Origin of the sequence: Variovorax sp. YR216 (assembly GCF_900107745.1) — a bacterium.
In the GTDB taxonomy this organism is placed as follows: Bacteria; Pseudomonadota; Gammaproteobacteria; order Burkholderiales; family Burkholderiaceae_C; genus Variovorax.
In genome coordinates this window covers 1-1,679 of record NZ_FNRO01000041.1, presented here as the reverse complement: position 1 = coordinate 1,679, position 1,679 = coordinate 1, and the positions used below count along the sequence as shown (strand labels likewise).

General features: G+C 63.8%; 2 protein-coding genes. Both read right to left on the bottom strand.

Translation table 11 applies throughout. The annotated features are described in order from the left end of the window. Window positions 1-676, bottom strand: a 676-nt coding sequence (locus BLW05_RS35205; protein ID WP_143045035.1) for an IS91 family transposase, incomplete at its 3' end; no start/stop codon positions are given. A gap of 9 nt (window positions 677-685) precedes the next feature. Then, on the bottom strand, window positions 686-1,561 hold the full coding sequence (locus BLW05_RS35200) for a tyrosine-type recombinase/integrase (protein ID WP_093169575.1): 876 nt from the start codon (window positions 1,559-1,561) through the stop codon (window positions 686-688). Window positions 1,562-1,679 lie beyond the last annotated feature (118 nt).

Here is a 1,679-nt window from a genome sequence, read left to right as displayed (position 1 = left end):
GCGCGTCGGCCAATGCAGCGAACTCGCCGAAGAACCGCAGCCGGCCGGAACGATGAACGCGTTCGAGTTCTTCGAGGAAGCGTCGCCGGAACAGCCGCGACAGCACGCGCACCGACAGGAAGAAGCCGGGCCTGCAGGCGACCCAGCGCTCGCCATCGGACGACAGGCCACCGCCCGGCACGATGCCATGGACGTGAGGGTGATGCGTCAGCGCCGATCCCCACGTGTGCAGCACCAGGGTCGCTCCAATGCTGCCACCCAGGTGCTTCGGATCGGCGGCGATGGTCATCAGGGTCTCGGCGGCCACGTCGAACAGCAACGCGTAGATCGCAGCCTTGTTGTAGTAGGCGATGGCACTGATCGGTGCCGGCAAGGTGAAGACGACGTGGTAGTACTCCACCGGCAGCAGATCGGTTTGACGCGCTTCGAGCCAGCGACGCGCCGCGCTGGCCTGGCACTTCGGGCAGTGCCGGTTGCGACACGAGTTGTAGGCGATCTGGTCGAGCCCGCAGCCTTCGCAGCGCAACACGTGGCCTCCCAGCGCCGCGCTGCGGCACTGTTCAATGGCCGACATGACCTTGAGCTGGCTCAGGCTCAGGTGACCGCGCTGCGTCCTGCGCCAGGCGGCACCGTGGGTGCGGAAGATGTCGGCGACTTCCAGGGCGCAATGCGCCACGGAGATGCCCTATGCGTGTTCAAGCCTCTCCAGCGGGCTGACCACTTCGTGCAGGATCTCGGTGGCGACGTGCGTGTAGACCGATGTCGTCTCGAGCTTCTTGTGGCCAAGCATCACCTGGATCACACGGATGTCGACCTTCTGCTCCAGAAGGTGCGTTGCAAACGTATGGCGCAGCGTGTGCATCGTGACACGCTTGTCGATCTTGGCTGCCTCGGCGGCGTCGTGAACGGCGCGGTTGAGTTGGCGTGCGGTCAGCGGGTCGACCGGGTTCATGCCGGGGAACAGCCAGCCGTTGGGCAGCATCTTGCCCTTCGCATGGGCGTATCGCCACCAGTCGCGCAGCCGCTCCAGTAGAACTGGCGACAGCATGGCGTAGCGATCCTTGTGACCTTTACCCTGATCGACGCGCAAGGTCATGCGTTGGCTGTCGATGTCCCCAACCTTCAGCGCAACGATCTCGCTGACACGCAGTCCCGTGCCGTAGGCGATGGACAGTGCCGTCTGGTACTTCAAGTTGGAGGCCGCGGCGATCAGGCGTGCGACCTCATCGCGACTCAGGATCACCGGCATCTTCCGAGGCACATGCACGTAGCTCATCCTGGCCATCAGTTCGCCACGGCCGAGCGTGACGTCGAAGAAGAACTTCAAGCCGGTGATGGTTGCATTGAGCGTGATCGGCGAAACGCCTCGATCGACCATGTGCAACTGGAAACGCCGCAGATCCTCCGCGGTAGCCGTGTCGGGGGAGCGTTGCAGAAAGCCGGCGAGGTACCGAACCGCGCGGACGTAGGCAGTCTGGGTCTTCGGTCCAAGCTTGCGCATGCGCATGTCGTCGAGCATGCGTTGACGCAGCGGAGAAACCGCTGGTGTCGAAGGGGTCATGATCGTGCTCCTGTCGAAGAACGAGGCCAATTGCCTCGCTCCTCAACATAGACAGGGGCGCAATGTTTGCCATCACCGCAGCGTTAGCGGCGGGCTACCGCGCGAGCGGTTTAGTCCA